General features: G+C 40.8%; 19 protein-coding genes and 2 pseudogenes. 18 read left to right on the top strand and 3 right to left on the bottom strand.

The window, feature by feature from the left end:
- Positions 1-134 precede the first annotated feature (134 nt).
- The 4 genes from D1367_RS04815 to D1367_RS04795 all read left to right on the top strand — a co-directional run bounded on the left by D1367_RS04815 (position 135) and on the right by D1367_RS04795 (position 5,905).
- Complete coding sequence (locus tag D1367_RS04815) at positions 135-785, top strand: TraX family protein (RefSeq protein WP_118163774.1); 651 nt, start codon at positions 135-137, stop codon at positions 783-785.
- 587 nt (positions 786-1,372) lie between these two features.
- A complete protein-coding gene (locus D1367_RS04810; RefSeq protein WP_118163770.1) occupies positions 1,373-2,332 on the top strand; it encodes an orange carotenoid protein N-terminal domain-containing protein in 960 nt (319 codons plus the stop codon).
- Between the two features lie 731 nt (positions 2,333-3,063).
- A complete protein-coding gene (locus D1367_RS04800; protein ID WP_118163764.1) occupies positions 3,064-3,489 on the top strand; it encodes a hypothetical protein in 426 nt (141 codons plus the stop codon).
- A 217-nt stretch (positions 3,490-3,706) separates the two neighbouring features.
- On the top strand, positions 3,707-5,905 hold the full coding sequence (locus D1367_RS04795) for an ATP-binding protein (protein ID WP_118163759.1): 2,199 nt from the start codon (positions 3,707-3,709) through the stop codon (positions 5,903-5,905).
- Between the two features lie 261 nt (positions 5,906-6,166).
- On the opposite strand, the gene D1367_RS04790 is transcribed toward D1367_RS04795, so the two are convergent.
- The gene (locus D1367_RS04790; protein WP_118163755.1) at positions 6,167-6,964 is read right to left on the bottom strand and encodes a dienelactone hydrolase family protein; all 798 of its coding nucleotides are present in this window, start codon (positions 6,962-6,964) and stop codon (positions 6,167-6,169) included.
- 319 nt (positions 6,965-7,283) lie between these two features.
- On the opposite strand from D1367_RS04790, the gene D1367_RS04785 reads away from it, so the two are divergent.
- Positions 7,284-7,823 (top strand): DUF2267 domain-containing protein, encoded by a 540-nt coding sequence (locus D1367_RS04785; protein WP_118163752.1) that lies wholly within the window; start codon positions 7,284-7,286, stop codon positions 7,821-7,823.
- 510 nt (positions 7,824-8,333) lie between these two features.
- On the opposite strand, the pseudogene D1367_RS04780 reads toward D1367_RS04785, so the two are convergent.
- A pseudogene (locus D1367_RS04780) lies at positions 8,334-9,677 on the bottom strand (site-specific integrase); the annotation flags it as partial.
- A gap of 178 nt (positions 9,678-9,855) precedes the next feature.
- Between D1367_RS04780 and D1367_RS33205 the strand changes: the two are divergent.
- The 13 genes and pseudogenes from D1367_RS33205 to D1367_RS04715 form a co-directional block, all read left to right on the top strand.
- Positions 9,856-10,023, top strand: a pseudogene (locus D1367_RS33205) (nitrogenase molybdenum-iron protein alpha chain); the annotation flags it as partial.
- 242 nt (positions 10,024-10,265) lie between these two features.
- Positions 10,266-11,801, top strand: a complete 1,536-nt coding sequence (nifK, locus tag D1367_RS04770; RefSeq protein ID WP_118163743.1) for a nitrogenase molybdenum-iron protein subunit beta — start codon at positions 10,266-10,268, stop codon at positions 11,799-11,801.
- 158 nt (positions 11,802-11,959) lie between these two features.
- Positions 11,960-12,307: a Mo-dependent nitrogenase C-terminal domain-containing protein gene (locus D1367_RS04765; RefSeq protein WP_118163738.1), complete on the top strand. Its 348-nt coding sequence runs from the start codon at positions 11,960-11,962 to the stop codon at positions 12,305-12,307.
- Between the two features lie 132 nt (positions 12,308-12,439).
- The gene (gene nifE / locus D1367_RS04760; protein WP_118163733.1) at positions 12,440-13,822 is read left to right on the top strand and encodes a nitrogenase iron-molybdenum cofactor biosynthesis protein NifE; all 1,383 of its coding nucleotides are present in this window, start codon (positions 12,440-12,442) and stop codon (positions 13,820-13,822) included.
- Positions 13,823-15,160: a nitrogenase iron-molybdenum cofactor biosynthesis protein NifN gene (gene nifN, locus D1367_RS04755; protein ID WP_118163730.1), complete on the top strand. Its 1,338-nt coding sequence runs from the start codon at positions 13,823-13,825 to the stop codon at positions 15,158-15,160.
- A gap of 210 nt (positions 15,161-15,370) precedes the next feature.
- On the top strand, positions 15,371-15,784 hold the full coding sequence (gene nifX / locus D1367_RS04750) for a nitrogen fixation protein NifX (protein WP_118163727.1): 414 nt from the start codon (positions 15,371-15,373) through the stop codon (positions 15,782-15,784).
- Positions 15,781-16,257, top strand: coding sequence for a NifX-associated nitrogen fixation protein (locus tag D1367_RS04745; protein ID WP_118163723.1), 477 nt, complete (start codon positions 15,781-15,783; stop codon positions 16,255-16,257). The genes nifX and D1367_RS04745 overlap by 4 nt, the downstream gene beginning before the upstream one ends.
- Before the next feature lie 128 nt (positions 16,258-16,385).
- Entirely contained in the window at positions 16,386-16,601 is a 216-nt protein-coding gene (locus D1367_RS04740; protein WP_069069812.1) for a CCE_0567 family metalloprotein, read from the top strand.
- The gene (gene nifW, locus D1367_RS04735) at positions 16,598-16,915 is read left to right on the top strand and encodes a nitrogenase-stabilizing/protective protein NifW (protein ID WP_118163718.1); all 318 of its coding nucleotides are present in this window, start codon (positions 16,598-16,600) and stop codon (positions 16,913-16,915) included. Before D1367_RS04740 ends, nifW begins: the two co-directional genes overlap by 4 nt.
- Before the next feature lie 10 nt (positions 16,916-16,925).
- Positions 16,926-17,735, top strand: a complete 810-nt coding sequence (locus D1367_RS04730) for a HesA/MoeB/ThiF family protein (RefSeq protein ID WP_118163715.1) — start codon at positions 16,926-16,928, stop codon at positions 17,733-17,735.
- Between the two features lie 157 nt (positions 17,736-17,892).
- The gene (locus D1367_RS04725; protein WP_012407189.1) at positions 17,893-18,264 is read left to right on the top strand and encodes a HesB/IscA family protein; all 372 of its coding nucleotides are present in this window, start codon (positions 17,893-17,895) and stop codon (positions 18,262-18,264) included.
- A 213-nt stretch (positions 18,265-18,477) separates the two neighbouring features.
- A complete protein-coding gene (locus D1367_RS04720) occupies positions 18,478-18,777 on the top strand; it encodes a 2Fe-2S iron-sulfur cluster-binding protein (protein WP_118163710.1) in 300 nt (99 codons plus the stop codon).
- A gap of 104 nt (positions 18,778-18,881) precedes the next feature.
- The gene (locus D1367_RS04715; RefSeq protein WP_118163706.1) at positions 18,882-19,133 is read left to right on the top strand and encodes a FeoA family protein; all 252 of its coding nucleotides are present in this window, start codon (positions 18,882-18,884) and stop codon (positions 19,131-19,133) included.
- Between the two features lie 574 nt (positions 19,134-19,707).
- Here the strand turns inward: D1367_RS04715 and D1367_RS04710 are convergent.
- Positions 19,708-19,917: a TOBE domain-containing protein gene (locus D1367_RS04710; protein WP_118163701.1), complete on the bottom strand. Its 210-nt coding sequence runs from the start codon at positions 19,915-19,917 to the stop codon at positions 19,708-19,710.
- Between the last annotated feature and the right edge of the window lie 175 nt (positions 19,918-20,092).

Here is a 20,092-nt window from a genome sequence, read left to right as displayed (position 1 = left end):
ACAGAATAGCCTGTCGTAGACATTGCCCTCTGTGTTAATGTTATCAAATTGCTAGGATTTTGAATAAATATTATATTAAATAAATAAAGTTCTAGGAATTTTATATTAAGGAATCCAAGGTAAAACTCAGCATTGTGATTAAAGTTTCAGCTTTCAGCATTAAAATCTTAGCCGCAGTGTTCATGGTTATGGATCATGTGTGCTATTTGCTAATGCCAAACTTCTTAATATTGCACTTTATTGGGCGATTGAGCTTTCCCCTGTTTGCATGGCTTCTGGCTAAAGGCGAAAGACACACCCAAAATGTGTACCGCTATGGAAGCAGGCTATTAATTACGGCAATTATATCTCAGCCAATCTATACTGTTGTTTTCCAAAGTTTCTCATTTAATATTCTCTTCACACTTCTTCTTGGACTTGTGATGTTGCGCTTAGTAAAGCATTGCCCGCAATTATGGCAGCAATTAATAGTTATTGGATTGTGTGCAGCAGTTTCTGAGGTCTTGGGCTTTGAGTATGGCGGATATGGGATTGGAGTAATTTTATTGATGTCTTTAATAGACAAACTCAATCCCAGAGTATGGTTACTCTACTGGTGCATCTTACATTTGATTTTAGTAATTCTATCTATAAATTATATATTTCAAATTTGGGCAGTTTTTGCAGGATTCATTGTTTTTCAATTCAATGGTAGACAAGGTTCACGGGCTAGATGGTTTTATCTTTTCTACCCGGCTCATTTAATAATTTTAGGTATCATCAATTATTTAATACAGTCTAGGTAGGATTTACGATTTGATAAACGATATTTCCGACGGGCTATGACGCTCGTGACGCTCGTTCGCCCTTAGCATCTCCCCTTGCGGGAGAAGACTTGCGTTAGCAACTCTTGGAGACGATCGCAAAAAATTTGCAAGTCGCATCTTACTAAATAAACGAACCAAGGGCTTGCATTAGTCTGCTGCAACACATACAGTAATTAAAAAAACTAATTTAAGCAATTACAAAATTCTATTTTATTGTCAAAAAAGTTAAAATCTTAGATATATCTACATAGATAGATGCTATATAGTAAAATATCTTCCTTTAGAAAGATATATTTTTTAATAAATTACTTTTATTAAACCATCAATTGAAAATAAATAGTATATATACATTTGATGCAATGATATTCATCAGATAAATCTTATAAATCTTAGTCTTTTGTTAACGTTTACCAGTTATGATGCCAGAGTAGCAAATGATAATAATTCAAATTTGGATATCTAGGGATAATTGTGTCATCCAGGAAAAATGCTCTAGATTTATCCCTAAATCTGCAAAATGTAGCCGAAAGCAACTACTGAATAGGTAAATCTTTAAGGTAATAAGCATGACTTATAGTATCGAATCTGCACGCAATATTTTCTCTAGCACTCAAGTGGCAGATGCTGTTCCAGCAACTACAGCAATGTTTGCTCAACTCAACATTGACGATCAACTGGCATTTCTCTGGTATGCCTACGCTGAACTAGGTCGGACAATTACTCCAGCTGCTCCCGGAAAAGCAAATCTCCAATTAATGGAAGGTATATTCAACGACATTAAGCAGATGTCTCATGAAGAACAAACACAATTAATGAGAGATTTAGCGAGTAATGCTGATACTCCCATCAGCCGTTCTTATGCATACTTTGGTGTCAACGCCAAATTGGGATTCTGGTGGCAGTTAGGAGAGTGGATGAAAGAGGGTATCGTCGCTCCTATGCCATCTGGCTATCAAATGTCAACTCAAGTCAAAGCAGTGCTAGAAGCTGTTCAGAAAATCGATCAGAGTCAGCAAATTACTGTACTACGCAATACTGTAGTAAATATGGGGTTCGATCCCTCTCTGGCTGATAATAAACAGGCAGAAGTCATAAACTTTAAGTTTCCACGTACATCCCTAAGTCCCCAATTTACTATTGAGGGAGTTACAGAGCCAACAGTGCTGAAATACATTGAAGCTATGAATGCAGATAACTTTGAAGCTGCTGTTGCTTTATTTGCTAACAATGGTGCGCTGCAACCACCTTTCCAAAAACCAATTGTTGGCCGAGAAGCAATCACTGCCTACCTAAGAGATGAAGGACAAGGGTTAGTGATGAAGCCAACCAAAGGCGTTTCGGAAACTATAGAAGATGGTTACACACAGCATAAAGTTACTGGTACGGTCGAAACTCCTTGGTTTGGAGGTAATGTTGGGATGAACATTGCTTGGCGATTTTTACTCGATCCTCAAGGTCAAATTTACTTTGTGGCTATTGACTTACTTGCTTCTCCCAAAGAACTGCTTAACTTAACTCGCAAGTAAAATTTATTTGCTTTCTTAAATTGCGCTTCTCTAAGATGATGTTTTAAAAGAGCTTTTTACTCTCATGGTTAGCAAAGCATTGCATTTTAGTACATAGCTTAAATTTAATTTGGCGTTGTACTTAACTTAGTGCAAAACTGCAAAATTATAACTTTTGGGACTTTTAAAACATCCTCTAAGCGCCATGATGAGCGCCAAATAAAATCTCAATCGATGCTCGGTTCACCTAGAACCGAGCTTTAGTTAAATGTAGGTAAACTATCAATAGGGTTTGGTTAAGAATATTTGTAGGTTGGGTTGAACAAACGCGAACAGCGTCCCGTAGGGAAGTGAAATAAATAAAGTCGAATTTAGTAAGCAAAATGGCATTTGACTTACTTAAAATGGCATTTGACTTACTCATTTTGGTGTTTTCCGCAAGCAAAAGCAGCTTTTACTTTCTCAAACCCCAGTTTGCTTTCTCATTTTGGTGTTTTCCGCAAGCAAAAGCAGCTTTTACTTTCTCAAACCCCAGTTTGCTTTCTCATTTTGGTGTTTTCCGCAAGCAAAAGCAGCTTTTACTTTCTCAAACCCCAGTTTGCTTTCTCATTTAAGTAGTTCGCGCAATCTGCTGTAATTATCCCTATGTAGCAAAAGGTATTGCAGATTTGCCAGAATTCTCTCAGGCTGATCTATACGGAATTCCTTTAAGGTAAAGAATATTAACCGTACTAGATTCCAAGGTGTAGATCATGGCTCGGAGAAAAAGAACTTCCGTAGTGTTAGAAAGAGCAGTGCGCCGCGCAGCCAGCATAAACTCAATTGATCCGAAGTTAGATTTAGGCAATGGACTCACCTTACCTGCCTTCTCAACTCTGATTGAGACGATGCGATCTAAAGAAAATGCCTACAACAGTGCCCTTTCCAGCTTAGATAAGTTGTATCGTGAAATGCTGGAAACAGAAGACGAGTTGGGAGATATGACAGAACACATGCTGATGGCTGTTGGGACTCGATATGGCAAAAGCAGTATAGAGTACGGCATGGCGGGAGGAGTTCCTAAAAACCAGCGTCGTAAGGGACTACGAGGCGAACCGCCAACTTCCGATACTGAGCAACCGTCATTTGTTGCCAGTGTGGAAGGCAAGAATGGAAAGAAAACGGTAGCGACAAATTAAGATGTACGCTAGTACTCAAGAATTTGTCAAACCCAAATAATTGCGACGCCGAGCAGCCCATCGTAGACATCGCTGTTTTATCAAAATATTTATCCGTTAGTATTGGCAAAGCGCAATGCGCCCTACAGCTTGACAAAAAAATCTAAATAAAGGTGAGTATGTGGGCATCTTGGGAACTATAGAAGTAAATCAAATTAGCATCAACTTCTAGTTTCCAATGAAAACTCACTATTCTAGCAAAGGAAAAGCGTTTCCATTACAGATTGTTCTTGTTGTTCCCTTCCTGATCCAAATTTTTGCAGCAGTAAGTTTAGTGGGTTATTTGTCTTTTAAAAATGGACAAAGAGCAGTTAACGACCTAGCCGAACATTTGATAGATCGCACTAGCGATGTAGTGGATGAACATTTGAAGTCTTATCTTTCCATTCCGCAAACCCTTAATCAGATCAACGCGGATGCTATTCGCAGGGGAATATTAGATGTGCGCGATCGCCAAACCCTTGGTAAGTATTTTTGGGATCAAATGCAGGCTTATGATCTGACTTATATTGGTATTGGATTAACAACGGGTGAGGGGCTGGGAGCCGCTCGTTATGATGGCAAGACGATTACTATAGATGATTGGACTGCCAAGCTTCGCAATAATACTTCCACTTATGCCACAGATAATCAAGGTAATCGAACTCAAATAAATACTCAATGGACTTGGAACAATTTCAGTCAGCCTTGGTATACCCAACCCATTGCCGCTGGTAAACCCATTTGGGCAAAGATTTTTGCTGTAAATTTTCCAACTGGCCCTTACATTTCCGCTTCTGCCAGTCGTCCGATTTATGATTCGCAAAATCGCTTATTAGGAATGATTGCAACAGATATTCACCTACTAAAACTCAGCGATTTTTTACGCAGTTTAGATATTAGTCAATCTGGGCGAGTGTTCCTTTTGGAGCGGGATGGCACATTAATTGCCAGTTCCGGTACAGAGAAGCCTTTTGTGGTGGTCAATCAAGAGATCCGGCGATTGCAGGCGATCGACAGTTCTGATCGAATCATACAGAACATTGCCAGACACCTCAAAACCTCCAACGCTTTTGAGTCCATTACCCAAGACAAATATTTTCAGCTAAATATACAAGGAAAACGGCATTTTATCAATGTTGTACCTTGGCACGACAAGTATGGCTTGAATTGGCTGATGGTAGTAAGTGTGCCAGAAAACGCATTTATGGCGCAAATTAACGCCAACACGCAAACCACGATCGCCCTTTGTTTTGGCGCATTGGTTATTGCCTCAGTGATGGGTGTGTTCACCTCTCATTGGATTGTACGCCCGATTCTGCGCCTAAATTGGGCAAGTGAGGCAATGGCATCTGGCAATTTAGATCAGACAGTAGAAACTAGCAACATTCAAGAACTTAATACCCTGTTCAACTCTTTCAACCACATGGCAGGGCAACTGCACGAATCGTTTACTGCTTTAGAGAAAAGCAAGGAAGAACTAGAAGAACGGGTAGAAGAACGCACTACTGAACTCAAAAATGCATTAAGGGAATTGCAGCGCACTCAATCTCAGGTGATTCAAAGTGAAAAAATGTCTAGTCTCGGACAACTAGTTGCTGGAGTCGCCCATGAAATTAATAACCCAGTCAACTTTATTCATGGCAACCTTACCCACGTGCAAGAATATAGTCAGGATTTATTAACACTTGTGCAGTTGTATCAGCAGTATAATCCTAACCCTGCTCCTGAAATTAAAATCGCTACGGAAGACATGGATCTAGAGTTTTTGCAGGGAGACTTGCCAAAAATGTTGTCTTCTATGAAAGTGGGCACCGATCGCATTCGCCAAATTGTCTTGTCGCTGCGGAATTTCTCCCGCATGGACGAAGCGGAATTTAAACGCGTCGATATTCATGAGGGCATCGACAGTACCCTAATGATTTTGCAACACCGCCTGAAAACTAAACCAGAGCAACCTGAAATTGAGGTGATCAAAGACTATGGCAATGTACCCCTAATAGAATGCTATGCTGGACAACTTAATCAGGTATTTATGAATATTTTAGTGAATGCAATTGATGCTTTAGAAGAAAGTAATGCCTTGCGTACTTATCAGGAGATTCAAGACAATCCCAGTCGAATTAAAATTCGCACATCGGTAGTTAACTCAATGTGGTTAGAAGTGGCGATCGCTGATAACGGAGTCGGTATTTCTAAAGAATTTCAGCAAAGAATATTCGATCCCTTTTTCACCACTAAGCCCATTGGCAAAGGAACTGGAATGGGTATGTCTATTAGCTACCAAATCGTCACAGAAAAACATGGTGGCAAACTGGAGTGTTTCTCAACTTCAGGAGTTGGAACTGAGTTTATCATTCAAGTTCCTCTTCGGTCAAATGTTCATGGAGTGGTTTAACTTAATACTGGAATTGCCATGTTATCTAGCTATTATTACGGTAGTAAATTTTAAATTAGTTTTATTTTATATATAAAAGCTGATATTTAAAATCAGTAGTTATTTTTGTTAAAAGTTTAAAGGCAACAGTATCGCAGTCTTGTAATGTTGTTTTGTGGTGAGGACTAAAGTCCTCACTACGAGACGCTATACGAACAAAATCAGGACTAAAGTCCCGACTACGAACATTTTTAAAGGAAAATTGATTAGCTTGTAACCATATCACAAATTATTTTTAAACAGTTCTAGAACATGTTGCCAAGCATCAGGAGCCGCTTCTGGGTTGTAACTTGGGTGCTGCTCTAAAAATGGGTACTTATCTTTGAAAAATCCGGCAAAGAATCCATGCCCTGCATCGTATCGGAATATCCGATGATTTATTTGATGTTTCTTTAATTCTGCCTCAATTTGCTCGTTTTCTTCTTGGGAAACTAATTCATCTCTTGTACCAAAAAAGGTATAAATAGTACCTTTAATTTCTGAGGTGCGATTAATGGTTGGAGTGTCTTCACCATAACTAGAAGTGGTAATTCCACCACCGTAAAACGAAGCTGTTGCTTTGATATCGGGTAAAGTTGCAGCTATGTAAGCAACATGACCGCCAAAACAAAAACCAATGACACCGAGCGCATTATCTTTGACATTGGGTAAAGTTTTTAGGTAGGTAATGTTAGCTTGAATATCACTTAAGATATCTTGATACTTTACTTGTTGATAATATTCCAAGCCCAATCGATAAGCTTCTGGACTATAGCCAACATCTTCAGGACTAAAGTCAGCCTCAAAACCGGCAGCAATACGTTGATACATGGCTGGAGCGATCGCTACATAACCTTGTTTAGCGATTAGCTCGGTGATATCTCGAATATTACGATTGATTCCAAAAATTTCTGGAAAAACTATAACTGCGCCAAAGGTTCCATTTTGTGCTGGTTGAGCTAAGTAAGCGTCGATTTCTAAGCCATTGTTAGGAACTTTGATATATGAAGTGTGAATTTCGATGTTTGTTGTTTCTAGCATCGTTGTTTCGGCTACTGTTATACTAACTCATCTATTTTGACTGTTTTTTAATACCAATGGGCGATGTCTACAACGAGCAAAAACACCAAGAGTATTGCTCTACTCAATAGATATGATGTTTCCAGAAATTAAATATGTGTTAGCCAGAACCTTTTTAGAGGGGTAGTTCTATTACCTATATCCATGCAAATCAGATGAATTTCTAACTTTTGAATAAATGGCATCTCAAACTTCTGGATGATACTAAGGGTTTTAAATTTGTGCGACCTTACATAAGGTAAGCATAAAGACTCAAAATTAATAACCAGAAGAAAAAACAATGCCCGATCAAAGTTTTAGAACAAATATTCCAGAAATTGACCCAACAGAGATTGAAGATAATCGAACTGCGATCGCTGATGAACATCACTCATTTCTTGAAAAAGTCATGGTTAGAAGCGGATTTGCAGATTTGTATGACGCAAGAGACTTTACCGAAGTTGTATATCGTGTTATGCGTGACTTAATGACTACAGACACAATCGATCGGGTCGAGTCAGAACTGCATACACAGGCTATACCTACAGATGAAAAAGCACTCCAATTTGAAGTGGCTGAACTCTGGAAAGACACCAATCCGTTTGTGAGATTTTTAAGTCGCATCCGTCAACCTTTAAAAGGCCCGGCTCCTATTGGAATTGATTCCAAGCTATTTCTAACGCGGGTTGCGAATGAAGGAGGCGTTCCAGGATCAGTTGACGCAGAACAGGCAGTTAAAGCGGTATTTTCTGCCACCAAAGACGAACTTTCCGAAGAGCGGATTCAGGAAATTGCTGGCGCACTGCCTGATTATGTACGTCAACTTTGGGAGCAAGCTTAATTAGAAGTATAAAAAAGTCAAGTCTGTTTGTGGGTAGCGATCGCAAACAGACTTTTTAAATCAATACAGTTCAGTTAAGGATAATCGTAGGTTGGGTTGAACTTTAGTGTTACCCAACAAATTCTGATAAATGTTGGGTTTCGTTCCTCAACCCAACCTACGCAGTTTAAGGTTTTTGGCTCTAAACCAATATAAGTAAGTCTGCATTGAGTTCCTGAGCTAGCAGGATAGCCTCAGATTCACCGGGATCGAGCAAATTTGCGTAGGCGTAGCCCGTTGTAGACATCGCATCCGTACTTTGGCTAACGGTTTGAATTTTTAGCCAGTTGGGTGGTGTTGCAATCCAACTTCAATGATACTTTCAGAAACAGGCTTTCCCTCAGCATGAATTAGTCGTCGCTCAGTTAATGGCTCGTAAGCAGAATTCAATCATCACCAATATATGTTCTAATTTTAATGCTTTCCATAACTGACCTCCTAGCTTATTATATTATCAGTATTTGGGCAAGTTTAACTTTGTTTATAAACCATTTCCATCCTTAACTTCTCAATCTCCAATCTTAACTTGTCATTCTCCATCCTCAACTTTGCATTTTCCTCTCTAATCAACTCAACTTCATTTCTTTTACTTAAAGCCTGATTAATCGCCAACTTCCGCATATCTAGTGAAAACCAACGCTGATAAGTTTGGGTGTGAACCTGCACACTATGACCCAAATTATCAGCCGCCGCTTTAATTGGTATCCCCAAAATATGCGCCCGAATTGCCCAAGCGTGACGTAAATCATAAGGTTTAAAATCTAATCCTATCTTGCGAAACCACCAACTAACTCGCTGTGTTAATGCCGTTATTTCAGCATGATTTGTGTTATCTTTTTTAGCGATCGCACCCCTTAACATCTCTACATATTTAGGATTCCTCAAATCAAAATCCTCAATCCATTGTCGATATAATGGTAATGCTTCTCTCTCACCAGTTTTGCAATCTTTATCAACTTTCCATGTCAAATCTGTATTTTCTTGACTCAACCACCAATCAATATCAGGATTAATAAAAAGTTCCCGTGGACGTAAACCAAAAACTGCTAACATTCCATACGTCCAGCGCCAAAGTTGCCAGCTATCTTGAAGGTTTTGATTAACTTGATTACCTCTATTATGTTGGTAATCTTCAAACTTGAGAATTCCATTATATATTTCCGCATCGGTCGGTATATTGCGGGAATTATTCTCCGGCATTTTGGAATATTTCGATAAATCAATTTCGATATTGAATGTCACACAAAATGCTGCGATCGCTCTAGCTGCATTATATTTAGCCCATTCTTGATCAATTTGTTCAATTGAACTTATCAAATTTTCCGCAGTTGCCAAATCTTGAGGATTGGTAAATCTCTTAGTACGGGAAAAGTAATAAAAAAAAGTATGTTCGCTTTTAGTTGTGCGTTTGTGATTTTTAAAATACTCTTCTTCAAATTTTTCAAGTAATTTCCCTATAGTTTGAAAATCTTTTTTAATTGCCTCATTTCCTAAATATTTATCATTCCATTCAAAAGTTTTACGAGCGATTAACTTGCCTAACTCATAAGCTTCTTCCTCAGCCGTCTTGAGTCCATCCAAGTTAGCGGGAATATTCAAGCTGAGATTGTATTGCTTTCTCCCAGTTCCATTACTGTCCTTGTCTCCCGGTTTAATTGGTAACGTCGCCCGTAATTGCAGACTTCCATTCGATTCTCTAATTGTTACCTTTGCCTTTGCAGACTTCAAACGCAGATTAACTTTCTCTAACTCTAGTAGTACTTTCGTTCTCATGTGTTCTTTTTGCTGCTGTGTTTGCAGAGATGAGCAAAAAAACGGGCGATTGTTTAATCGCCTTGGCTCAGGACAACATTTAGATGATGCGTGAGTCCTGAGCCTAGTTATGCTGTGTTTTTAGCCTATATTTAGGCTAAAAATAAATGTGTTATCAGCAAACAATGCTTATCGCTGACACTGTTTACTGCAAACATTAGACAGTTGAAAAGAATTAAACCACAAAAAGGATTACTCCGGCCCTTATCACGGTTATGACGGCTTTGCCATCTTCGCTCGTGATATGGACTTGGCACTCAACAGCCCAACTTGGTCATTAATTGGCGCTCCTTGGAATGAAAAAGCTCAGGCTAAGAAGGCTGAAGCTAAGGCTAAGGCTGCCGTTTAGGGAAATGGGAGAGTGAGATAAGTAAGGATAACCTGGGGTTTTAGCCCCAGGTGGGAGTTGGGAATACAAAATTCAAAATTGAAAGATTAAAAATTTATTTTGATTTTTGCATTTTGAATTTTGAATCATATTCCCACTCCCTTGTAGAGACGCGATTCATCGCGTCTGTACCGGATTAATCGCGTCTCTATCCTACTCCCACCTCGATTAGTAAAGAATTCAGTAACCTTGGAGATCCAGAAATGCCTCAGAATCCAGAAAAAATTCAAGATCACGTCGAGTTATTCCACCAACCTGAGTACCAACAGCTATTTGAAAACAAAAAGCAGTTTGAAAACGGTCACGAACCCGAAGAAGTACAACGGGTTGCAGAGTGGACAAAGGGTTGGGATTATCGTGAAAAGAACTTCGCTCGTGAAGCTTTAACCGTTAACCCTGCTAAAGGTTGTCAACCACTAGGAGCAATTTTTGCTGCTGTTGGTTTTGAAGGTACTCTACCTTTCGTTCAAGGTTCTCAAGGTTGCGTTGCTTACTTCCGCACCCACTTAACCCGTCACTACAAAGAGCCATTCTCTGGTGTATCTTCTTCAATGACTGAAGATGCAGCCGTGTTTGGTGGTCTGCAAAACATGATCGACGGGTTGGCGAACTCTTACCAACTGTACAAGCCCAAGATGATTGCTGTCTGCACCACCTGTATGGCAGAAGTAATTGGTGATGACTTACAAGCCTTCATCAACAACTCTAAGCAAGCTGGTTCAGTCCCTCAAGATTTCCCAGTACCTTACGCTCATACCCCTAGCTTTGTCGGTTCCCACATCACTGGTTACGACAACATGATGAAGGGAATTCTTTCTAACTTGACCGCAGGTCATAAGAAAGAAACCAGCAATGGTAAAATCAACTTCATCCCAGGTTTTGACACCTACGTAGGTAACAACCGCGAAATCAAGCGGATTGCTTCTTTGTTCGGCTTTGACTACACAATTCTAGCTGACAACAGCGACTACTTGGATTCACCCAACACAGGTGAATTCGATATGTACCCAGGTGGAACAAAGTTAGAAGATGCAGCAGATTCAATCAATGCGAAAGCTACGATCGCTCTGCAAGCACACTCTACACCCAAAACCCGCGAGTACATCGAAAAAGAATGGCAGCAACCAACTTCAGTTTCCCGTCCTTGGGGCATTAAGGGTACTGATGAGTTCTTGATGAAACTCAGCGAATTGAGTGGTATCCCCATTCCTGAAGAATTGGAAATCGAACGCGGTCGTGCAGTTGATGCCATGACTGACTCCCACTCATGGATTCACGGCAAGCGCTTCGCTATCTACGGCGAACCAGATTTAGTATATAGCGTAGTTGGCTTTATGCTAGAAATGGGTGCTGAACCTGTGCATATCTTGGTTCACAACAGCAACGAAGTATTTGAAGCAGAAATCAAAGAATTGCTTGCTTCTAGCCCCTTCGGTCAACATGCAACTGTTTGGCCTGGTAAGGACTTGTGGCACATGCGATCGCTGTTGTTCACCGAACCAGTAGACTTCTTAGTTGGTAACACCTACGGTAAGTACCTGTGGCGCGACACCAAGATTCCCCTCGTGAGAATCGGCTACCCCATCATGGATCGCCACCACCTACACCGCTATGCCACCATTGGTTATCAAGGTGTGATCAACCTCCTCAACTGGACTGTAAACACCCTGTTTGAAGAAATCGATCGCAACACCAACATTCCTTCTAAGACAGATATTTCCTACGACTTGATTCGTTAGAAATTGCGTAGAAACACAACGTGTTAATTAAAGGGTAAAGAAGGGGAGTAGGGAATAGGGAATAGGGAATGGGGAAATATTCAAACCCAATGCCCAATGCCCAATTCCCATCCCCAACTCCCCTTTTTCTTGATAGCATTTACCCAAGGAATTGAGAAATGGAAACCATCAATCACACTCACGAACATACTCACACTCATCCTCATCCTAATTACCATCCACCTAACCAGAAAAAACCAGGATGGTTCCATAATCTTCTTAATCCGTTGCGGCGTGTAGTGGATGGAATTCAGGTTAAAAATAATCGCTTCGCTCATCTAATTTGTCAAACAATTCCTTGTTGTTGTCCCTTTGAGCGACAAATTAAATTATTTGGGAAGACTATTGATATTCCACCACTATGTAAACTCAATCCTTTATATGACGAATTTGTAGGATTGCGTTTCCGCGCTCTATCCTACCTCGCCGATGTATGTGGAGAGGATGTCACAAAATACATTTGCTAATTATTGGGCATTGGGCATGGGGCATGGGGCATTGGTCATTAGTCATTGGTAGAGACGCGATTAATCGCGTCTGTACAATAGTCAATTCAAATGACAAATGACAAAGGACAATTAACAATTAAGAGAAGAGAGATGAAAAGCACCCAAGGCAAAATCAACGAGCTGCTGACTGAGACAGGATGCGAACATAATCAGCACAAACAAGCGGAAAAGAAAAACAAATCATGCGCTCAACAGGCACAACCTGGCGCGGCTCAAGGGGGCTGTGCCTTTGATGGTGCAATGATTGCTCTAGTGCCGATCGCAGATGCTGCTCATTTAGTCCACGGGCCGATCGCCTGTGCTGGTAATTCCTGGGGCAGTCGTGGTAGTCTGTCGTCTGGCCCTCAACTCTACAAAATGGGCTTTACCACTGACTTGGGTGAAAATGATGTCATCTTCGGCGGCGAAAAGAAGCTTTACAAAGCGATTCTGGAACTCAAAGAGCGCTACCAACCAGCAGCAGTATTCGTCTACGCCACTTGCGTTACAGCCCTAATTGGCGATGATATGGATGCTGTCTGCAAAGCTGCGGCTGAGAAAATTGGTATTCCTGTTGTTCCCGTCATTGCACCAGGATTCATTGGCAGTAAAAATCTCGGCAACCGTTTTGGTGGTGAAGCTTTATTAGAATATGTTGTCGGAACAGCAGAACCGGAACATACAACGCCCTATGATATTAACTTAATCGGTGAATATAACATTGCCGGTGAAATGTGGGGAGTAACACCACTGTTAGAAAAATTAGGCATCCGTATTTTGTCTAAAATTACGGGCGATGCTCGCTACAATGAAATTCGCTACGCCCACCGCGCCAAGCTCAACGTCATGATCTGCTCACGAGCGCTGCTGAATATGGCGAGAAAGATGGAGGAGCGTTACAACATCCCTTACATTGAAGAGTCTTTCTACGGCATCGATGATATGAATCGCTGTCTGCGAAACATCGCCGCTAAATTAGGCGACGCTGATTTACAAGAGCGGACAGAAAAACTAATTGCAGAAGAAACGGCTGCTTTAGATTTGGCATTAGCTCCTTATCGCGCTCGACTCAAAGGTAAGCGAGTTGTGTTGTATACAGGTGGTGTCAAGAGTTGGTCGATTATTTCGGCTGCTAGAGACTTAGGCATTGAAGTTGTTGCTACCAGTACTCGGAAAAGTACTGAAGAAGATAAAGCCAAAATCAAGAAGTTGATTGGCAACGATGGCATCATGCTGGAGAAAGGCAACGCTCAAGAATTGCTACAACTGGTTAAAGACACTCGCGCAGATATGCTGATTGCTGGTGGACGTAACCAATACACAGCTTTGAAAGCTCGAATTCCTTTCCTTGATATCAACCAAGAACGCCATCATCCTTATGCAGGTTATGTGGGAATGATTGAAATGGCGCGGGAACTGTACGAAGCGCTGTATAGCCCAATTTGGGAACAAATACGCAAACCCGCTCCTTGGGAAGAAGAGGAGGAAGTTTAAATGGCGATCGTTACTGTTTCCAATAAATCACTGACAGTCAATCCCCTCAAGCAAAGTCAAGCTTTGGGCGCAACCTTAGCCTTTCTGGGATTGAAAGGGACAATGCCCTTATTCCACGGTTCTCAAGGTTGTACTGCTTTCGCCAAAGTTGTCTTAGTGCGGCATTTCCGGGAAGCGATTCCTTTAGCTACCACAGCGATGACGGAAGTCACTACTATTTTGGGTGGTGAAGAGAATGTGGAGCAAGCAATTCTGACTCTGGTGGAAAAAGCTAACCCAGAAATTATAGGTTTATGTAGTACTGGGTTAACGGAAACTAGAGGCGATGACATTGAGGGTTTTCTGAAAGAAATCCGCGATCGCCATCCCGAATTGAATGATTTAGCGATCGTTTTTGCACCTACCCCAGATTTTAAAGGTGCGTTGCAAGATGGCTTTGCGGTTGCTGTAGAAAGCATAGTTAAGGAAATTCCTCGCGCAGGTGGACTCAGAACTGAACAAGTCACAATTTTGGCGGGTTCTGCCTTCACACCTGGGGATGTACAGGAAATCAAAGAGATAGTCACATCTTTTGGATTAGTGCCGATCTTTGTACCTGACCTTGGCGCTTCTCTAGATGGTCATTTAGAGGATAATTATAGTGCAGTTACAGTCAGTGGGACTACTTTAAAACAGCTACGAGAAGTAGGTAGTTCTGCCTTTACCCTGGCATTAGGTGAAAGTATGCGGGGGGCTGCAAAGATTCTGGAAGAACGCTTTGGCACACCTTACGAAGTGTTTGGCGAACTGACGGGATTAGAACCAGTAGATGAGTTTATCCAAGCATTGGCGATTCTGAGCGGTAACAGCGTACCGGAAAAATACCGCCGCCAACGTCGTCAGTTGCAAGATGCGATGCTGGACACTCACTTTTATTTTGGTGCAAAACGAGTTTCTTTAGCACTGGAACCAGATTTGTTGTGGTCAACCGTGCATTTCTTGCAATCGATGGGAGCGCAAATTCATGCGGTGGTGACAACCACGCGATCGCACCTCTTAGAAAAACTCCCGGTTAAAAGCATCACCATCGGCGACTTAGAAGACTTTGAGAGTCTAGCAGTTGGTTCAGATTTGCTGATTGGTAACTCGAATGTGGGTGCGATCGCAAAACGCCTCTCAATTCCTCTTTATCGTCTAGGATTGCCCATTTATGATCGCTTAGGTAATGGTCAATTTACCAAAGTTGGCTATCGAGGCACGATGGAACTTTTGTTTGGCATAGGCAACCTGTTTTTAGAGGCAGAAGAAGCAAGAGTTAAACAGTTCCAAGAGTTCGGAATTGTGAGCGCAGAGTTTTGAATTCTTCTTCAAGAATTCAGAAGTCAGAATCCAGAATTCAGAATGCTTTTCAGAAAGAGTAAAACCTGCCATTGATTGTTTCCTCTTGGCATTTCCATAGGGAAAAACACTAAATATGCAGATTTAGTTATTACTCCTGAATTCTGACTCCTGACTCCTGAATTCTTTCTTATCAATTCAAAATTCAAAACTTTAGAGAGGAGAATTACAATGAAAATAGCCTTCACGACGAGCGACCGAGTTCATATTAACGCCCACTTCGGATGGGCAAAAATGATTGATGTTTACGAAATTTCCGATGAGGGATATCACTTCGTAGAAACCCTCACTTTTGAAGGCGAACTCAAAGAAGATGGGAATGAAGACAAAATCACCCCAAAACTTGAAGCAATAGGCGACTGTACGATTGTTTACGTAACAGCAATTGGTGGTAGTGCCGCCGCTCGGTTAATCAAGAAAGGTGTCACCCCAGTGAAGGCGCGATCGGAAGAAGAAGAAATTAGCGAAGTGCTAAATAAGCTAGTGAAAACCCTCAAAGGTAATCCTCCACCTTGGTTGCGTAAAGCTTTGCAGCCAAAAACCACAAACTTTGCTGATGAAATTGAAGACGAAGCAACAGTATGACCGCAAATAATAGTGTGAACGGAACCGCTACAACTGAAGTCTTGAACTCACCTTTTCTTAAGGTATTAATCAAACAAATCCGTGGTCAAGACAGTTATGGAGTTTATCGTACTTGGTCGGATGAGTTGATTCTCAAACCCTTTATTGTTACCAAACAAAAGAAACGGGAAATATCCGTTGAGGGCGAAGTTGATGCGGTAACTCAAGCCCGGATTATGGCATTTTTTCGAGCTGTAGCGGCTGGGATTGAACAAGAAACAGGTTTGATATCCCAGGTTGTAGTTGATTTGAGCCATGAAGGATTTGGCTGGGCGCTAGTTTTTTCTGGTCGTCTTTTGCTAGCTGTAAAAACCTTGCGAGATGCTCATCGCTTTGGCTTTGACTCGCTAGAGAAATTGGCAGAAGAAGGAGAAAACTACGTCAAAAAAGGTCTTGATTTGGCAAAGCGCTTTCCTGAAGTTGGCAAAATTTAAGGAGTGAGGAGTTAGGAGTTAAGAGTGAGCAGTTAAGTTAACTATTAACTGATAATTAATGATTTAAAGTTCTTAATTTATAACTCATAACTCATAACTCCTAACTTTTAGAAAAGGAGTGGTCGATTGTGCAAGCAGAAGAAACGAGCATTGAGGAACTACAAGCAAAAATCAGACGGCTCAACAGCAAAGCAGGTCAAATGAAGATGGATCTGCATGATTTAGCTGAAGGTCTGCCAACAGATTACAAACAACTTATGGATGTTGCCGCCGCAACTTATGAAATCTATCGCCAGTTAGATGAACTTAAGCAACATCTAAAACAATTGGAGAATGCCAAATGACTGGAACTATTGATGAATTCAAGAAGCTCGTAGATGCAGAAGAATTTTTTCACTTCTTTAACCTGTCCTACGATTTAGAAGTTGTAAATGTACATCGTCTACATATTCTGAAAAAGTTTTCTCAATATATGCAGGAAATTGATGATAATTCTCCTGACTTGAGTCAAGAAGAGAAATTAAATCAATATTCTTTGGCTTTGCAAAAAGCTTATCAGGTATTTATCGAATCGACAGCTTATGAACAAAAGCTGTTCAAAGTGTTTAACGACAAGCCGAAAAATGTAGTCACACTGACAGAAATCACTTCTGATTAGGAGGTATAAATTGGTTAACCTAACGCCTACCGAATTAGAACGCTATCGTCGCCAAATGATGCTTCCGAACTTTGGCGAAACAGCACAGAAACGCCTAAAGTCAGCGACGGTTTTGGTTACAGGTGTGGGGGGATTAGGCGGTACGGCGGCGCTTTACTTAGCAGTAGCGGGCGTTGGGCGGCTAATCCTAGTCCGGGGTGGTGACTTGCGGCTAGATGATATGAATCGTCAGGTTCTTATGACTGATGATTGGGTAGGTAAGCCAAGGGTATTCAAAGCTAAAGAAACTCTGGATGCGATTAATCCTGATGTCCAAGTGGAAGCTGTTCATGATTACATCACCCCGGAAAATGTAGACTCGTTAGTGCAATCTGCTGATATGGCTCTTGATTGCGCCCACAACTTTACAGAGCGCAATTTGTTAAATGAAGCCTGTGTGCGATCGCGTAAGCCAATGGTGGAAGCCGCAATGAATGGGATGGAGGCTTACCTGACGACGATTATTCCTGGTGTGACTCCTTGTTTATCTTGTCTGTTTCCAGAAAAGCCTGATTGGGATCAGCGCGGCTTTTCAGTTATAGGCGCTGTTTCTGGAACCCTAGCTTGTTTAACAGCTTTGGAAGCTATCAAGCTGATCACTGGGTTTAGTCAGCCTCTATTGTCGCAATTGCTGACAATCGACCTAAATCGGATGGAATTTGCTAAACGCCGTTCTCACCGCGATCGCTCTTGTCCAGTATGCGGTAATAGTGCGCCTTGGAGACACGCGCAATCTAATTCGATGGAACCTACAGCCACAGGTATTGCACAAAATACTTAATTTAGTCATTTGTCATTAGTCATTGGTCACTTGTACTGAGCGTAGTCGAAGTATTAGTGAATAACAAAAGACAACTGACAAATGACGAAGGACAACTGACAAAGGACAATCCCCACCTGAAATCAGAACAACTAATCGCTACAAATCAGGAGAACTGATGGCCGTTATCTTATCAGAAAAAGCAGAATTCCATCTGCGAGCATTCCTCAAAGGTTCAGCACCCGACGCTGATGGCGCAACTAAAGGTGTCCGCATCTCGGTAAAAGATGGTGGTTGCAGTGGCTATGAATATGCGATCGATATCACCAGCAAACCCCAACCAGATGATTTGGTAAGTCACCAAGGCAAAGTGGTAGTTTACGTTGATGCCAAAAGTGCGCCGTTATTAGACGGAGTTATCGTTGACTTCGTTGAGGGAGTGATGGAAAGCGGTTTTAAATTCATCAACCCCAATGCAACTGATACCTGCGGTTGTGGAAAGTCCTTCAAAACAGACGATGGTACGCCTACTGGTGTACCTTGCAGCTAACATCATTCCGTTAGCGCCAAGTTTGATTGTAGAAGCTTTCCATAGATGCAATCGCTTCAGGTAGCTTCTCGTTCGCATTGCATCCCTTACCTCTATAGAGAAGCCAACTAAACTTTGCATCTCCGTAAGAAAGAGGGGAGCAAAAAGTAGGATAGGTTGCTCAAAAACTTCGGAAATTAAACCAACTGTATAACGTTTGAGGAGAATCGGAAAATGGCTTCCTACCAAGTTAGATTAATCAACAAAAAAGAAGACCTCGACACTACAATTGAAGTTGAAGAAGACACCACCATCTTAGAAGCAGCAGAAGAAAATGGTATTGAATTGCCCTTTTCATGTCATGCAGGCTCTTGCTCTAGCTGTGTTGGTAAAGTTGTCGAAGGTGAAGTTAATCAAGACGATCAAAACTTCCTGGATGACGATCAGGTTTCTAAAGGATACGCTCTACTTTGTGTAACTTATCCTCGTTCTAATTGCACAATCAAAACACATCAAGAAGCGTACCTCGTATAAAGTATTATTTTGGTTGCTGTCTTTGGCAACCAAATAAAGCATGAAGGATGAAGGATGAAAATATACTTCATTCTTCCCTTCACAATTCCTAATTTATAATTCAAATGTTTACCCCCTTTAGTGTGACTGGCTGTTCATTAAAATTATTGAGAACAGGAGAGCGAGGAATCGTCACCTTCTGTAAAAGTCAGGATGAAAGAATCTTAAACGAACTGATATCAATAGGGGTAACACCAGGAACCACGATTACTTTAGAACAAAACTTTCCATTATTCCTTATTAAAATAGAAAATACTTCTTTAGCACTAGATACAGAAAGCATCCAAGCTATTTATGTTCGCATTATTCATCATTGAACTAATTAAAATATATAATAAATAATATTTTCTTGAACAAAAATTTTTGACTCCTAATTAAGATCATACATCAATACGGTTCAGTGAAGGCTAAAAACTAAAACTAGCGTAGGTTGGGTTGAGGAACGAAACCCAACCTTTTCAAGGCTTTGTTGGGTTTTGCTGCCGCTCAACCCGACCTACTATTCTTCTTAAGGGACTTCCAAGTAAAAAAATATTCCATTGCTATTGTTCACCGTTGACCGTTGACGGTTCACGAGTTTTCAGTCAATAGTCAACAGCCAACAGTCAACGACTTTAATGTGGAATAATTTGTTTTTTGGAGTTCCCTAACTGAACCGTATTGAATCATACATAGCAATTAATAATTACGAACTTGTGCCGAGCGTCTTGCCCTGAGCGAAGCCGAAGGGAGCCGAGGTAAGCCGAAGGGAGCCGAGGTATTACGAATTACGAATTAAATTGACCTCACTCCTATATTAATTCAAGGAGTGAGGTCATTAAATTGAGAGATATAAATGCAATTCGATATTAGTGATCAAACCGCTTGCAATAAAAGGCAACTTGCCTATTTTTACTCAACAGCAACTATCACATCTGATGATTTAATCACGGCATAAGCTTCCTTGCCTTCTGCAAGTCTGAGCTTTTCTGCTGATGATTTTGTGATTATTGACACTAACTCTACTCCTGGTGCAATTTCTAAAGTTACTTCAGTGTTAACTGTACCAGCCACAACTTTTTTTACAATACCTTTGAGAGAATTACGAGCGCTAATTTCCATGTTTTGTGTGTGTTTTGCTTATTTATACTTAAATAAGCTAGCAAATTTAGCTTTAAAAAAGAAAATGTTTTAAATTTCTTAATAAGTCTTAGATGTATCAAGTAAATCTCAACATCATAATTCAGTTTTATTAAGTACAAGATTTAATGTAAAAGTGGCATCAAATACTAACAAG

Source organism: Nostoc sphaeroides (genome assembly GCF_003443655.1).
GTDB lineage: Bacteria > Cyanobacteriota > Cyanobacteriia > Cyanobacteriales > Nostocaceae > Nostoc > Nostoc sphaeroides.
The sequence above is the reverse complement of the archived record's forward strand: the minus strand, read 5'-3'. Positions and strand labels throughout refer to the sequence as shown.

Excerpts from the sequence above, each read along its gene's own strand:
- nifE (WP_118163733.1), top strand. The coding sequence starts at position 12,440 with ATGAAAAGCACCCAAGGCAAAATCAACGAGCTGCTGACTGAGACAGGA.
- D1367_RS04745 (WP_118163723.1), top strand. The coding sequence starts at position 15,781 with ATGACCGCAAATAATAGTGTGAACGGAACCGCTACAACTGAAGTCTTG.
- D1367_RS04810 (WP_118163770.1), top strand. The coding sequence starts at position 1,373 with ATGACTTATAGTATCGAATCTGCACGCAATATTTTCTCTAGCACTCAA.
- nifN (WP_118163730.1), top strand. The coding sequence starts at position 13,823 with ATGGCGATCGTTACTGTTTCCAATAAATCACTGACAGTCAATCCCCTC.
- D1367_RS04765 (WP_118163738.1), top strand. The coding sequence starts at position 11,960 with ATGGAAACCATCAATCACACTCACGAACATACTCACACTCATCCTCAT.
- D1367_RS04800 (WP_118163764.1), top strand. The coding sequence starts at position 3,064 with ATGGCTCGGAGAAAAAGAACTTCCGTAGTGTTAGAAAGAGCAGTGCGC.
- nifK (WP_118163743.1), top strand. The coding sequence starts at position 10,266 with ATGCCTCAGAATCCAGAAAAAATTCAAGATCACGTCGAGTTATTCCAC.
- D1367_RS04725 (WP_012407189.1), top strand. The coding sequence starts at position 17,893 with ATGGCCGTTATCTTATCAGAAAAAGCAGAATTCCATCTGCGAGCATTC.
- D1367_RS04795 (WP_118163759.1), top strand. The coding sequence starts at position 3,707 with ATGAAAACTCACTATTCTAGCAAAGGAAAAGCGTTTCCATTACAGATT.
- nifX (WP_118163727.1), top strand. The coding sequence starts at position 15,371 with ATGAAAATAGCCTTCACGACGAGCGACCGAGTTCATATTAACGCCCAC.
- D1367_RS04785 (WP_118163752.1), top strand. The coding sequence starts at position 7,284 with ATGCCCGATCAAAGTTTTAGAACAAATATTCCAGAAATTGACCCAACA.
- D1367_RS04720 (WP_118163710.1), top strand. The coding sequence starts at position 18,478 with ATGGCTTCCTACCAAGTTAGATTAATCAACAAAAAAGAAGACCTCGAC.
- nifW (WP_118163718.1), top strand. The coding sequence starts at position 16,598 with ATGACTGGAACTATTGATGAATTCAAGAAGCTCGTAGATGCAGAAGAA.
- D1367_RS04710 (WP_118163701.1), bottom strand. The coding sequence starts at position 19,917 with ATGGAAATTAGCGCTCGTAATTCTCTCAAAGGTATTGTAAAAAAAGTT.
- D1367_RS04790 (WP_118163755.1), bottom strand. The coding sequence starts at position 6,964 with ATGCTAGAAACAACAAACATCGAAATTCACACTTCATATATCAAAGTT.
- D1367_RS04715 (WP_118163706.1), top strand. The coding sequence starts at position 18,882 with ATGTTTACCCCCTTTAGTGTGACTGGCTGTTCATTAAAATTATTGAGA.